Source organism: Algoriphagus vanfongensis DSM 17529, assembly GCF_000429465.1.
Taxonomy (GTDB): domain Bacteria; phylum Bacteroidota; class Bacteroidia; order Cytophagales; family Cyclobacteriaceae; genus Algoriphagus; species Algoriphagus vanfongensis.
This window is the reverse complement of the sequence record NZ_AUBX01000009.1, coordinates 420,013-432,429: the sequence shown is the minus strand read 5'-3', so window position 1 is coordinate 432,429 and position 12,417 is coordinate 420,013. Positions and strand designations below refer to the sequence as shown.

The 12,417-nt window shown below is 41.7% G+C and carries 14 protein-coding genes; 3 read left to right on the top strand and 11 right to left on the bottom strand.

The window, feature by feature from the left end:
* Positions 1-11 precede the first annotated feature (11 nt).
* The 8 genes from G460_RS0103145 to G460_RS0103110 all read right to left on the bottom strand — a co-directional run bounded on the left by G460_RS0103145 (position 12) and on the right by G460_RS0103110 (position 7,981).
* On the bottom strand, positions 12-677 hold the full coding sequence (locus G460_RS0103145; RefSeq protein ID WP_026954007.1) for a beta/alpha barrel domain-containing protein: 666 nt from the start codon (positions 675-677) through the stop codon (positions 12-14).
* Between the two features lie 4 nt (positions 678-681).
* Entirely contained in the window at positions 682-1,671 is a 990-nt protein-coding gene (locus G460_RS0103140) for a sugar kinase (protein ID WP_026954006.1), read from the bottom strand.
* A gap of 142 nt (positions 1,672-1,813) precedes the next feature.
* The gene (locus G460_RS0103135; RefSeq protein ID WP_026954005.1) at positions 1,814-2,440 is read right to left on the bottom strand and encodes a hypothetical protein; all 627 of its coding nucleotides are present in this window, start codon (positions 2,438-2,440) and stop codon (positions 1,814-1,816) included.
* A 127-nt stretch (positions 2,441-2,567) separates the two neighbouring features.
* Positions 2,568-2,852 (bottom strand): DUF1330 domain-containing protein, encoded by a 285-nt coding sequence (locus G460_RS0103130; RefSeq protein ID WP_026954004.1) that lies wholly within the window; start codon positions 2,850-2,852, stop codon positions 2,568-2,570.
* A gap of 11 nt (positions 2,853-2,863) precedes the next feature.
* Entirely contained in the window at positions 2,864-4,249 is a 1,386-nt protein-coding gene (locus tag G460_RS0103125) for a TolC family protein (RefSeq protein WP_026954003.1), read from the bottom strand.
* A complete protein-coding gene (locus G460_RS0103120; protein WP_026954002.1) occupies positions 4,246-5,601 on the bottom strand; it encodes an HlyD family secretion protein in 1,356 nt (451 codons plus the stop codon). Before G460_RS0103120 ends, G460_RS0103125 begins: the two co-directional genes overlap by 4 nt.
* Positions 5,602-5,604: 3 nt before the next feature.
* Complete coding sequence (locus tag G460_RS0103115) at positions 5,605-7,311, bottom strand: peptidase domain-containing ABC transporter (protein ID WP_026954001.1); 1,707 nt, start codon at positions 7,309-7,311, stop codon at positions 5,605-5,607.
* A complete protein-coding gene (locus tag G460_RS0103110; protein WP_026954000.1) occupies positions 7,304-7,981 on the bottom strand; it encodes a TetR/AcrR family transcriptional regulator in 678 nt (225 codons plus the stop codon). Before G460_RS0103110 ends, G460_RS0103115 begins: the two co-directional genes overlap by 8 nt.
* Before the next feature lie 188 nt (positions 7,982-8,169).
* Between G460_RS0103110 and G460_RS0103105 the strand changes: the two genes are divergently transcribed.
* Positions 8,170-9,696, top strand: coding sequence for a BCCT family transporter (locus G460_RS0103105; protein WP_026953999.1), 1,527 nt, complete (start codon positions 8,170-8,172; stop codon positions 9,694-9,696).
* Here G460_RS0103105 and G460_RS0103100 read toward each other — a convergent pair.
* Positions 9,688-10,044 carry a DUF983 domain-containing protein gene (locus G460_RS0103100; protein WP_281171645.1) on the bottom strand — a complete coding sequence of 119 codons (357 nt, stop codon included), beginning with the start codon at positions 10,042-10,044 and terminating at the stop codon, positions 9,688-9,690. The genes G460_RS0103105 and G460_RS0103100 overlap by 9 nt on opposite strands.
* Positions 10,045-10,233: 189 nt before the next feature.
* On the opposite strand from G460_RS0103100, the gene G460_RS21320 reads away from it, so the two are divergent.
* Entirely contained in the window at positions 10,234-10,566 is a 333-nt protein-coding gene (locus G460_RS21320; protein WP_157366852.1) for a hypothetical protein, read from the top strand.
* An 82-nt stretch (positions 10,567-10,648) separates the two neighbouring features.
* Complete coding sequence (locus G460_RS0103090) at positions 10,649-11,518, top strand: HAEPLYID family protein (protein WP_026953997.1); 870 nt, start codon at positions 10,649-10,651, stop codon at positions 11,516-11,518.
* Between the two features lie 35 nt (positions 11,519-11,553).
* On the opposite strand, the gene G460_RS0103085 is transcribed toward G460_RS0103090, so the two are convergent.
* Both G460_RS0103085 and G460_RS0103080 read right to left on the bottom strand, forming a co-directional pair.
* Positions 11,554-11,757: a hypothetical protein gene (locus G460_RS0103085; protein ID WP_026953996.1), complete on the bottom strand. Its 204-nt coding sequence runs from the start codon at positions 11,755-11,757 to the stop codon at positions 11,554-11,556.
* Positions 11,758-11,760: 3 nt separating this feature from the next.
* Complete coding sequence (locus G460_RS0103080; protein WP_245578690.1) at positions 11,761-12,291, bottom strand: DUF4920 domain-containing protein; 531 nt, start codon at positions 12,289-12,291, stop codon at positions 11,761-11,763.
* Between the last annotated feature and the right edge of the window lie 126 nt (positions 12,292-12,417).

Here is a 12,417-nt window from a genome sequence, read left to right as displayed (position 1 = left end):
AAGCCCTTTTTTTATTGTCCCTTGATTTCCTTTACCTGCTCCATCACTTGACTGATGCTAGCACGGATTTCATCAAATTTTCCTTCCCGAATCAGATCTTTTCGGAATAGCTGAGAGCCCATTCCTACACAAAGTACTCCTGCATCAAACCAAGGCTTGATACTTTCCAGACTCGGCTCTACCCCTCCTGTAGGGATCAATTCTATGTTGGGTAGGACAGCATGTACCGCCTTTACAAAATCAGGACTGAGGATATTGGCGGGATAAATTTTGACCAGTTCTGCTCCTAATTCCTGAGCCTGCCAAACTTCAGAGACAGTTCCACAGCCTGGGATCCAAGGAATTTCTACTTTCGCTAGGTATTCACCCAAAGCTGGATTCATCACAGGAGCGACGATAAACTCTGCCCCCATATCCAAAAACTGTTCAGCCTCTTGCTCATGATAGATTGTACCGATCCCTAGACTTAATCCGGGCATTTGATCAGCGAGTTTTCTCAATGCTGGAAATATCCCTGGAGCTTCTTTGCCTCTATTTACCATTTCAATTACTCGTATCCCACCTTCGTAAGCCGTTTCAAGCATCTTGAGACAAATGGCTTCTTGAGGATTAAAAAATATAGGCATGACGCCTGCCTGATCCATTTTTTGGATGAATTTACTTTCTGGATTCCTCATAGGTTTATCGTTTTATTTTTCCGGATGTCCCTTCCATTACTTCTTCTACTTCTTTTTTACTACAGAGTAATATATCTCCTGGTACTGAATGTTTTAAAACACCAGAAGCCATCGCAAATTCAATTGCCTGCTGCGGTTCAAGATGGGTAAGACCATAGATCAAACCTCCTGCAAACGCGTCTCCTGTACCCACTCGATCCACGATTGGAGAGATCTCATACTTTTGGCTAAAGAAGACTGCCTCCGCTGTATGCAATTCGGCGGAGATTGAATTATTGGTCGCATCATGGGTGATTCGATTTGTCTTACAGATATAGTCCAAATGGGGATAAGCTTCGAATGCTACACTTTTTGCTTGATCAAATGAAGTATAGTTTGCTCCCAAGCACTGATTGAAATCTCGTGTTCCAGCGATCATTACGGTGGTCAATTCCATCAATGCCGGCATTATATCTGGTGCCTGTTTTCCATATTGCCAGAGATTGCTTCTGTAGTTTAGGTCTCCGGAAACTTGAACATTTCGCTTCCTTGCAGCAGTCAGAATAGACAAAGTCAAGTCTGCTGAATCTTGGGAAATGGCAGGAGAAATACCCGACCAGTGAACCCAATCTACCCCATCCAACACTAGATCCCAATCTACCTCAGAACCATTATATCTGGCAAAACTGGATTCGAAACGGTCGTAAATAATTTTGGAACTTCTCTGAAGAGCGCCGTTTTCAAGAAAATATACTCCTAGTCTACCAGGTCCAAAGGCCACTAAGTCTGTCGAGATGCCATTTTTGCGAAGCTGGGCGGCAGCTCGATGCCCTAGCTCATGATCTGGAAAAGCGGTGACATGCGAGACATTTTCTCCCCAAAAGGCGAGTGCAGCTCCTACATTGGCTTCTGATCCTCCAAACTCTACGTCTAGGGAGTCCGTCTGAGCAAATCTACTATGCCCCGGTGGAGAGAGTCTCAGCATAACTTCTCCCACAGTTACTATTTTATTCATGTTAATCCATGTTGATTAAAAATGGATATCAAATTAGAAAATCAATAAAGAATCAAGCAGTGAATCGCTGAAAATATTCTCGGAATCGAATGCAATAAAAAAAGGGGCTTGTTTATAAGCCCCTTTACATTAATGATTGCTTCTACTTGAATTGTAAATCCGCCAAAACAGATGATTCTCCTATTCCTGTAGCAGGATTGTAAAAGCCTATTACCTTACCTTGGCCGGAAACTCCTTCGAAACTACCTGCTCCTCCAACAATTAGAATTTCTGCTTCAAATTCTGTCCGTATATCAGAAATTGGGTTTGCAGTATTAATCAAGGAACTAAAGAATATAGCATTGCCTTTTTTGTCAACAGTGACCGAATGAACTTCTTCTCCCAAATTTACCAAGCCTAGTTCTTCCAGTTCTGCCGCAAATACAAGACTCACTGGTGCGCCCACAGTGGTAGTAGGACTAGTTGCAAGCTGATTAATGAAAGAAAGTGATTTTCCTAAAAAGGTAGCATTCCCTACCCCAGTACCTGCCAGCATTATCCCCTCGCTGGAGGGAACGGGAAATATCTGGTTTGAAAATTTCTCTTGATACCTAAATTCTCCCTTTTTCCTAAGATTTTCACCATCGGGTTGTGTTTCCGTCACAAGACCTTTCTCTGAATTGAGTTCCGTCAGGATTGGCGCCTCCGAATCTGAAATACAGGAGTAAGTCAAGATGGAAAGAATCGCAAGAAAAAGGCAGTTCTTTCCCAATAAATGAATTTGTCTCATTTGAATAATTTTAAGGATGATTGAAATAATTGATGATTAAGCTGCGTAATAATAAAACAATATTTTCAGAATAGACTTCTCTACACTTCAATTATTTGCATTACAAACCAATAAAAATGTTAATTGATCAATTTTCAATCACTAAAAATTTTGCCTTGCTTCCTTTTGATCTGACTTCCTTGGCAGCTTGATATTCCTTCGAATAATACCAATCAGTTGCACTTTTCTTATCAGGAAACTCTAGCATCACAAGTCTATCGTGCTCCCACTCTCCTTCCAAAACTTCAACAGGGTTGCCTCGTAAAACAAATTTGCCACCATAAGCTTCTATGGTAGCTGGTGTCAATTTCTTGTATTCCTCGTATTGTGCAGGATCAGAAATATCTACTTGAACGATTACAAATGCTGACATTAGGTGATGTGTTAAAATCCAAGTCCAGCAGCCACTCTGGTCTTGGCTATTGCGATTTTATATTTTGCTAACAATTCATTGAGAGTAAGTCTGGAGTCAAACACAGACACTTCCCGCGCATTGACCAAGAAGAGACTGCTTTCTCCCATTTGGAATTTTCTGATCTCTCCAGCCAAAAGCCTTTCCAGATTATCTAAGGTGGTGGCATATAGATCCACCTGCTTGTCCAGTGTATTGAGATTGTTAATTTCTGTTTCCAATTTGGTCATCAATTGGAGTTCCTTCAGACTCCGGGAGTTTCTCTTGACATCTATTTTTGCTTTGGTCATCCCTACAGATCCGCGGGCTTTTCTCCACAGCAGAGGCGTATAGACTGAAATCCCAAACTTATAATTGTTTTCAAAGAACTGGGATTCACTGAATCCGTCCATGCTCTCTACCAGAAAATTATATTTGAGTTTCACTACCGGCAAAATTGATTGACCTTTTAGTTTTCGCTCTATTTCCAACCCTGCCAGATCATAGTCCACCAGCTGCAATTCCGGATGAACGCTTACTGCTGACCTCAATTCTTGAGGATTGACTTCATCTGGCACTATCTCCACTAGTGAACTAGGATATATTAAGCTATCTAAAAGCATCGGCTCCCCTTCTTCTCCCCATAAAAATGAACTCACATACTGAACAGAGGCAAAGTAGGAGTTCTTGGCGCTTTCCAATTTGTACTGGCGATTGAGAAGCTGGGAAAAGGCCTCGACTGTATCTATCGCAGCCACGTCACCTTGCTCAAAACTAGTCACGATACCATCATAGCGAATCTTCGTCAGATTGACCGCCTCTTCCAGTGCCTGAAGATTGGCAGCTGCCAAAGACCAATTCCAGTAAGCTTCAAATCCTTTTAGATATAGTTCGTTGAGCATTTTCTGTCTTTCGACTTGACTGGCTTCTTGATAGATTTGTGCTTGACGAAGCGCCGCCCGCCTTTCATCTAAAATAAGTCCCTGCCCTACATTTACGGAAGCTCCGGCAGCAAAAAGGCCTCCGGTAGGCACTTTGTTTTCAGGGTTCAAGTATTGTCCTGAATTTTGTTCAAAAGTCCCATTTAGCTCTACTCCAGCCCACGTAGGAATGGTCAGACCAGCTTCTCTCTTATCGTAATAAAGCGTTTCCTTGTAGTCTTTTTTATCAAGATTGCCATAGATAAGCGGATCAAAGCCACCTCTGGCAGTCTGAACTTGCCTCTCTCCCATTTCAAGCTGGAGTTCGGCTTGTCGGGCCAAGGGGTGATAGCTCTCTACCCACTCCAGAAATACCTCTAATCGCAAGGTATCCGAATCCTGGCCTTGACTATGAGAGATCAAAAAGACCGAAAATATAGCCGTTAGGATGTATTTCATTTTTTCTCTTTAGCCAATTGATCCTTTTGTTCTTGGGTATAATAGTCTGCCGGGAAGCCGTTGAGTTGTCTCCAGATTTCGTACCAAACAGGGACGTCATTGAGGAGTGCGATACCATCAGCTCCCGATCCAATACGAAGCATTTCTGGCCATGGCTCTTCTTCCGGATCCTCAGTGACCAACACGCGATATTGATTATTGGGACCTGCAAACTGGTCGATAGCCACCACAACACCACCAAATGTACCATTGGAAATCTGAGGCCAGCCAGAAAACACAATAGCCGGCCAGCCGTCAAAGATGAAGCGAACTCGATTTCCTACTTTGATCAGAGGTAGGTCAACAGGAGCCACGTACATCTCCACAGCCAATGAAGCTTCAGCCGGGACAATATTCAAGATGGGATCCCCTTCTTTGATTGTTTCTCCTATCCCGACTTGGATTGAGCGAGCCAAAAATCCATTTTGAGGAGCCAAGATGTATCGGAAGCCCGTTCTAGCTTCGTAATTGGAATATTGATTTTCCAGCTTGGAAACAGTTGCTTCCGCGTCAAATTGCGCTGACATCGCCGAATACATATCAGACTCTGCTTTGGCAAGTTTGTCCTTAAATTCATTGTCAACAGTCTCCAGTTCTATCTGAGCTGAAATCAATTCATTTTGACTACTGAGATAGGCATTCTCAGCAGCAATCACTTTAGCTTGTACATCTTGGAAATTCAGTCTTCGGCTCTCCAGATCGGTCAGGGATCTAAGTCCCTCTTTGTAAAGTTCTTCCCAACGGTCTAGCTGCTTCTGTCCAATTTCGAAATTGACTTGTGCCTGTTGGTACTTGATACTATCCGACTCTACCTTCAGTTCGGCCATTCTCAACTTGTTTTCAGCTTGCTGGACCTTCAAGACATTATTTCGTCTCAAAGCCTGAATCTGTCCTTGAAGAGCATCCACCTTTCCGCTATACGATCTGGCAGACTGACTCTTGGCATCTACCTGCTGCTGAGTCCGCGGTAGCAAAAGTGAATCAAAATATTCATCCTTGATCTCCGAAATCCTCACAATCGTATCCCCTTTGGTAACAAATGCTCCTTCATTGACATACCATTTCTCTATTCGACCTGCAATCACCGAATGAATTGTCTGAGGTCGCTGATCGGGCCTCAAAGCCGTCACGTAGCCTTTGGAACGGATATTTTGTGTCCAAGGAAGAAAAAGCACCAAGAAAAAGATCAAAACCAAGGTGGTCAAGATCCGGATTCTCTTTTTTGCTTCTTTGACAGGCAATGTCATCACCAAACTCTTGGCACCACTAAAAGGAATTGTTTCTTTGATTTTTACTTTAGAAATATTCAACATGGCTTAGAGACTTTGAGAATTGAAAGATTGGTAAGCCTGATATGTACCTTTGAAGGCAAGTTTTCCCTGATCTAATACGAGTATTTCGTCAACCTTTTCAAATGCTTCTTCCTCTTTGGTCACAAGCAAAAGCGTCCAATCACCCTTCATCAGATAATCAATGATTCTACTCTTGACATCATCATATAGGTGTAGAAGTGCATTTTCCATGATGATTGCTTTAGGTTTCCCTACCAAGGATCTCGCCACCAAAATACTTTGAATCAACATTTTGGAAAGCCCTTTGCCCTCTGGCTGAAGCATCGTATTTAGATCATTGGGCAAGTGGTAGATATAATCTTTGAGACCGACTAGCTCCAAGATGAAATCCAACTGCTTTTCTTCAAACTCCCGACCTACTATGATGTTCTCTTTGATAGTCCCGTGAAAAATCTGCTCCATTTCAAGACAATCGCCCACCATAGCGCGGAATTTTTCAAGGTGAATCATATCGATAGTCAGATCATTCACTTTGATTTTCCCTTGATAGTCTTCGTAAAGACCTGATAGCAAAGCCAAAAATGCAGACTTTCCACTTCCTGACTTACCCATGACAGCTACCTTTTTACCGGGCTCTATAGTCAATGAAATATCTTTGAGAATTGGGGCATTGGCATCTTTAGGCTGGAAGCTGACCTGCTCCATCCCAAATTTCAAACCTGCCGGGTCAGATTGGATCACTTTCTCTGTTCCTTTAGGATTTTCTAATTCCAAGTCCATGATATGCCCCAGTTTTTCGGTAGCTACCAAGGTGTCATAGACTGTTTCTAGTGAAAGAATCAACTTTTCGACAGAATTAACTACCAGAATGATAATCACCTCTGCTGCTACAAACTGACCGATACTGATCTGATCATTGATCAGCAATAAACTACCTGCTACAAGCAAACTGGATACAATCAAAACCTTGAAAGCAATCATGATTTTATATTGGAAAATCAAGACAGCAAAGTGTTTGGAGCGAAAGTCAACGTAGTATTGCAGCAGTTTGTCGGCTCGGAGGATCGGCAATCGTCCATTTCCCACCAACTTGAAAGTGCTCAAAGTCCTGCCTATTTCTTCTAGCCAATAAGCGGTTTCATATTTGTAGGAAGACTCTTTTAGAGCCGTCTCCATCCCTCGAGGTCCAGTGATATAGAATATCAAAACCAGGATAGCGACCAGTGCCAAGCCGAAAAGAATAAAAGTAGGATGATATATCGATAGCAAAAGCAAGCCAAAAATGACTTGAAGGAGTGCCGTGGAGAAATCAATCAGGATTTTACTGAGGCCTTTTTGGAGATTGACTGTATCAAAAAATCGATTAACGATTTCTGGACCATATTCTCCATGAAGGATTTCTGTTTTGACTTTGGGAAGTCGGTAAGCTATAGAAAGTCCAGATTTGGTGAAAATACGCTGCTGGAGTTTCTCCATGATTTGCAACTGAGAGATTTGCAAAAATCCCCCAAAAGCGACCCCGACTGCTACGATGAGTACCAGCAAGATCCACGATGTTGTAATTCTCCCACCTAAGATAAAATTGAGGATCGCCTGAATGCCCAAAGGCAATGTCAGAGTGATCAGACCGTTTAGGATGGCATAAAAGTAAATGGAATATACTTGGCTTTTCTCCTCCTTCAGAAGTCTGAAAAACCGCCTCAAAGGTGTGATTCCGCTATTATTAATCATTTTGAATTGCTTTTACTACCAATTGGTGGAAGAATTGAAACCTTGAGGCCGACTCCAGACCATTTTCCGTCATCCCCGGCAAATGCTGAGAATGAAATGACTGCATCAGACTTGATTCTAATACAGTGGAAACCAAAGTTTTTGGAAACTTATATTCTGGGTTTATTTCTGTAATAATCGTCGCAACACGATCACTGAACTTGTATACCTGCGCAAACAATCCACTCTCATGCTCCAGGTCCACTTCTTTGGTCAAAAATCCCTTCAAAGCTTCATTGACCACAATGTCACGCAAGACAGATGGTTCAAGGTAGTCATTTTGTAAAAAAACGGGCCCTTCGGACATCAAACGAACTGCCATGGCCAATCGTTCACCGGCGTCAGTCATATTTGCGGTGCTGTAAACCAGATTATGTTCCATCCAGCCCCAATACCAGGCTGAAAGGTACAGGAGAAGCTTGTGCTTATTGTCAAAATAGCGATAAATAGCGGCTTCGGTACTACCGATCACAAGGGAAAGTTTTTTGAATGTAAACTGCTCCAAGCCTAGCTCCAAAATCATCTTAGAGCCCTCTTGAACAATGGAATAGCCCAAATCAGAGCTGAAGGGTTCTTTTTGATAAAGACTCCCACTCACTTCTATTTTGAGCTTCCTGAGAATGGTATCCATGGGTGTGGTTTTTAAGCTGAAACGAAACTGATTTATTTTTGTTTAGTAAAACTTTCAACTAAGTTAGTGATATTAACAGAAAGTTAAATTTCTGATTCATTCAGATCTAAGACCATCCTTTTCAATCACGCTCGCATTTGGATCTGAGATTCCTTAACTTCCAAAAATTCACTGACTTAATTTTTGCTATGAAGCTCAACGAGTTTTCTCAGGTCTCTCTTCGAAAAACTGTTTTTTGGCCTCCCCTGTTGATTTTGGTCTTAGCTGTATCGGTTTCTATGCTTATTCCTGAAGAGTTTGATTCGATGATGAAAGCAATTCAGTCATGGGTTTTGATCAACTTCTCGATGGCTTTTAGTTGGGTTTCTTTCTTTTTGGTGTTAGTGCTTATCTGGGTTTTTGTCTCGCCCTTAGGTGGATATCGTATCGGTGGTAAGGATGCCCGTCCCCGTCTCAAATGGATTCCTTGGTTTGCAATTGTTCTATGTACGACTATCGCTGTTGGAATTTTATTCTGGGGAAGTGCGGAACCTTTGTCTCATTTTCTTTTTCCTCCATCCTTCCGAAACATTTCACCAGCTACTACAGAAGCAAAAGAATTTGCTTTGGGTGCTCTTTTCTTCCACTGGGGCGTGACTCCTTACGCTATCTACGCTGTCCCAGCTTTGTTATTTGCGTTACTTTTTCACCGAAAAAAGCAAGCCTTTAAGCTTAGCATTATGCTTCATCCGGTTTTTGGAACAAAAATTTCCAAATCAATTTCTGAGATAATTGATATGATTTGCCTTTTCGCAATGGTTTCAGGCATGGCCGGTGCCTTGGGAGCAGGAATTTTAAGTCTTTCCGGAGGTTTGAAGGCATTGATCCCCTCATTGAACGGAAGTTTTGTGACATTGCTGGTGGCTTCTCTGATCGTAGGGACGTTTGTTCTTTCTGCAAGTTCCGGAATCGACAAAGGCATTAAGTCTTTTTCACTCTTCAATCTCTTCTTTTTTCTATTGTTCGCAGGACTATTTGTCCTTCTTTCGGAGAGCTTTTTTCTGAAAAATATTGGAATCGGCTTTCGCTCGTATGTCTCTCAATTTTTGGACTTGAGTATGCAGCTGACTGGTAAAGGAAACTCCTGGACCTACGATTGGTCAGTTTTTAATTTTGCAATGTGGATGGCATGGGCTCCGATGACTGGATTATTTCTTGCCAAAATCGCCATAGGCAGAATAGTCCGAGAATTTCTTTTGGTCAATTGTTTACTTCCAGCGCTATTTTGTCTGATTTGGATGGGGATATTTGGAGGAAGTACTTTGGATTTTGCAAGCTTACATCCTGATACTTATACAGATTCCTTTGTAAATAGCGGGCCGGAATCCATTATTTATCTCGTTTTTCAGGATATTGGTTCCAGTCAGCTTCTGACCAGTTTATTCTTGATCGGAATGTTTGTCTCTTACGTCACTGCTGCGGATTCCAGCACAGAAGCCATAGCCAGCTTGAGTTTAAGGACCAAACTGATCGACTCATTTCAGACGCCTGCGCCTATCAAAATAATCTGGGGAATTCTAATAGGAATTTTAGCCTGGATTATGATTTCATTTTCTGGCATAGATGGGGTCAGAATTCTTTCTGTGATCGGTGGACTTCCAGTTCTTATATTTCTACTCGTGATAGGGATTGGACTGCTAGTGGTCAGTTTTAACCCGAAGAAACACCTATTTTGAAGCAGTGTCCTGATACTTTAATTTACCCACAGCATACAGATAAAGTACTTTGGAATACCGTAACATCATCGGAAGCAACAGCAAGTTGATGATCACTATAGCGGATAGATACATCCAAAGGGCTGGTTTTTCCAAAAATAGATTCAACGCTACAAAAACCGTAATGACCAAAGCAACGGAAAATGCATAGCTGATAAACATAGCTCCATCATAAAATCGTGGTTCAGGTTGAAAACTAGCCTGACAGACATCACATGATTTATTCATGTCGATGAGCTTATTGAAGCTGAAAATTGAAACAGGAAACAGTCTACCTTTTCGGCATTTTGGACATTTGGCGCCTACCATTGCTGAGATCAAACTAGTGGACATGCGAATCGAATTGGTTGCCCAAAAATACAAATTATACCCCTACAAAATCAGTTTGAGATTCAATTTTAGGTTTGATATAGCAACATTCCCCATTTCTCCATTACCTTTGAAACTATGCCGCTAAGTGACACAAAGCCAACTAAACTCCCTCCCAAGCCTACTTGGGTGAGAATTCTTATTTTTTTGCTTCTGGTCAATTTTGTCAATCTTTCTGCCAATTTCTATGAAGGACCACTCGATCAGCAATTGGTGGATCCAATGGATACAGTATCTGAGTTGGTCTATGAGTTTCTTTTGGATGGAGATGGCGAAGCTATTCCTGACATGGACTCTGAGCAGGAAGATAGCTCTTTTGAGAAAATCAAATTGTTCGTAGAAACTGCTTTCTCTATCAATGTATTTGAAATTGATTTTTTGAAAATTTATGGACCTTCCGCTTCTTTGAATTGGTCTAGGATCTCCATTAACCTGACAAGTCCACCACCCGATCATAGTTGATCTATCCCTTTTTTACCCGTCCTTTTCTTAATTCTAGAATGATCTAGAGAAAGGAAATTTATTACACACAAGAATTTCAACTATGAAAAAAATACTCTTGGCAGCACTTTGCTGCTTTGCATGGAGAAGCTATGCACAAACTACAATCGAAAAAAACAGTGAACTAGACTCAGCATATATCGAACAGGTTGAGCGGAACCAAAACCCACAACTGAAACCCAAAGTCTTGCACGCTGAGCCCCTATACATAGATCTGATTCGGGACCTTGGAGCTAGAAAAGGTGAAAAGGAATGGAATCTTGGTTTCGGACTGCAAGACAAAAGAGATTATGATGAGATCCATGCTTTAGTCGAATATGAATGGGCCCCTATCGATCGCTTAGGGCTTGAAGTAGAACTCCCTTTTTCATTCTATTCATTTCGCTCAGCAGAAGAGGGATCCTCCCCTTCAAATCGTCTGGAATCTCTGAAACTGGCGGCACAGTATACTGTTTTGGTAGATGAAAAAAGAAACTTATCCATGGCTTTGGGATATATCCACGAGTTTTTGTTGGTGGATTTTGAGCAAATCCGCAAGCAATCCACCTTCCAAGGAAATGTATTCAACCCCTTCTATGTCATCGCCAAAAGATGGGGAAGTAATTTTCATACGCTGCTTTACACAGGTCCTAGCTTTGAAAAAGATAGAAATGGATCACTGAACAGCACTTTTGAGATTAACTCCAATTTTCACTACATGATCACTGGTACGAGGAATTTCATAGGGGTAGAGATCAATCAAACAGTGGAAGGTAGCCATCTTGACACAACGCTCAGACCTCAAATGAGAGTAGGTATCGCAGACAATCTGATGGTAGGGATCGTAAGTGCCATCCCTGTTCAGATGAAAAACACAGGATTAGGTACATTTATTAGGCTAATTTACGAGCCGGGAACGCGTACATCCCATTAGAAATAGAAAAGGCCATTCGATCGAATGGCCTTTTTTTATCTTAATTCATCAAGGTCATAGTCCTTGCCTACCCCCCACCTCAATAGCTCCTCTATGGTGTAGAATTCCAAGGTTTCCAAGTCCTTTACTTTGAAATTCTCACCTTGAAGTCTTGCTATGATTTCCAGTTTTCTGACTTCTCCTTGATTGGTAAGCAGGTATTGCCTACCCACTCTGAGATTGTCTAAAGCGATTGCCATCTATTAGGCTTTTTCAGGAATAATAGCTCCTACTGCCTCAAATGTGATTTCACGCTTTGGTTCGGTGATCGCTTCTATTTCTTCCTGCGACTTGCCTTGATCCTCAGCATAGTGTCTTAAAGTTTCCACATCGGTCTCCGTAAGAATTGCCTCACCCTTCAATATCACCGGATAGCCTTGGCTATTGGTCGGCACAAAAAATCCATAATCTTTGAAAGTCACTCTCATACTTTCTCCATTCGGAAGCTCCATACTTAGCCAGCATCCCTTTTTAGTACATACTTCCTTGATTTCTCCTTGGATCATTGCTTCTGTGTTACCGTTAGCTTCTACTTTCTGAACCATCTCAGTGAGATTGGTCAATTCAAAACCGTCCTCCAACTCTGCTCCATACTTTCCTTCTACCACTTCCATCTCTCCTACTACTTTGCCCATTTCATGTTGAGCAAGGTCTTCATAGGGTGATTTCTCTTCTGGGCTACATGCCAAAACAGCTGATCCAGCCAGCGCAAGTGCAAAAACTTTATAATTCATTTTCATAATTACTTTTCTTTATAACCATTCAAAATTACTGCAATCGCTTTGGATATGAAATTTTAGACCGAGTATTTCAAAAAATAATCACGCCTATTTCCAAGGAAATAGAGCACAATCGATTGC

Bases quoted from the DNA above. Each gene is read 5' to 3' on its own strand.
- G460_RS0103145 (WP_026954007.1), bottom strand. From the start codon at position 677: ATGAGGAATCCAGAAAGTAAATTCATCCAAAAAATGGATCAGGCAGGC.
- G460_RS0103140 (WP_026954006.1), bottom strand. From the start codon at position 1,671: ATGAATAAAATAGTAACTGTGGGAGAAGTTATGCTGAGACTCTCTCCA.
- G460_RS0103135 (WP_026954005.1), bottom strand. From the start codon at position 2,440: ATGAGACAAATTCATTTATTGGGAAAGAACTGCCTTTTTCTTGCGATT.
- G460_RS0103130 (WP_026954004.1), bottom strand. From the start codon at position 2,852: ATGTCAGCATTTGTAATCGTTCAAGTAGATATTTCTGATCCTGCACAA.
- G460_RS0103125 (WP_026954003.1), bottom strand. From the start codon at position 4,249: ATGAAATACATCCTAACGGCTATATTTTCGGTCTTTTTGATCTCTCAT.
- G460_RS0103120 (WP_026954002.1), bottom strand. From the start codon at position 5,601: ATGTTGAATATTTCTAAAGTAAAAATCAAAGAAACAATTCCTTTTAGT.
- G460_RS0103115 (WP_026954001.1), bottom strand. From the start codon at position 7,311: ATGATTAATAATAGCGGAATCACACCTTTGAGGCGGTTTTTCAGACTT.
- G460_RS0103110 (WP_026954000.1), bottom strand. From the start codon at position 7,981: ATGGATACCATTCTCAGGAAGCTCAAAATAGAAGTGAGTGGGAGTCTT.
- G460_RS0103105 (WP_026953999.1), top strand. From the start codon at position 8,170: ATGAAGCTCAACGAGTTTTCTCAGGTCTCTCTTCGAAAAACTGTTTTT.
- G460_RS0103100 (WP_281171645.1), bottom strand. From the start codon at position 10,044: ATGGTAGGCGCCAAATGTCCAAAATGCCGAAAAGGTAGACTGTTTCCT.
- G460_RS0103090 (WP_026953997.1), top strand. From the start codon at position 10,649: ATGAAAAAAATACTCTTGGCAGCACTTTGCTGCTTTGCATGGAGAAGC.
- G460_RS0103085 (WP_026953996.1), bottom strand. From the start codon at position 11,757: ATGGCAATCGCTTTAGACAATCTCAGAGTGGGTAGGCAATACCTGCTT.
- G460_RS0103080 (WP_245578690.1), bottom strand. From the start codon at position 12,291: ATGAATTATAAAGTTTTTGCACTTGCGCTGGCTGGATCAGCTGTTTTG.